Annotated in this window: 1 pseudogene; it reads left to right on the forward strand. The window is 44.7% G+C overall.

Annotated elements, in window-relative coordinates:
- Positions 1-196: pseudogene (locus K5Q99_RS22055) on the forward strand (hypothetical protein); the annotation flags it as partial.
- Positions 197-463: the final 267 nt, after the last annotated feature.

Here is a 463-nt window from a genome sequence, read left to right on the forward strand (position 1 = left end):
TGTGGCTGCTGAGCAAGGTTTAATACCACTGATACGCTACGCAGGCAGTGAAGGTGAGGCGATGCCACTATTTATTGGTTTTAGCCAAAATGCTGTTCAAGAAGGGCTGCTGGAGCGATTTGAAACTGGGCTTAAGCTCCTCAAGCAAAGTGGTGAATATCAGCAAATATTAGCCCGCTACCACCTCTCTTTTTAGACCATAATGATGTTGCTTAAGTTATTTACAATGTTGCCAGCCCCCATAGAGGCGATAAGTATCGCCTATCAAGGTTGTTAAATGTGGCTTGGTGCTTCCTAACTATTTTATAGAGAAGCTAAGCTGCGCTATGATAAGCCCTTTCGTGTCACCCGCCTTCATATTATGGAACACTTACAATGACATCAGACAAGCACTATTTTATTGGCAAACCAGGACTTCAATGGGGGGAGGTTGAGAAGCAGGCATGGCGACAAGCACAGTGTA

The organism is Shewanella hafniensis (assembly GCF_019655335.1).
Classification (GTDB): domain Bacteria; phylum Pseudomonadota; class Gammaproteobacteria; order Enterobacterales; family Shewanellaceae; genus Shewanella; species Shewanella hafniensis.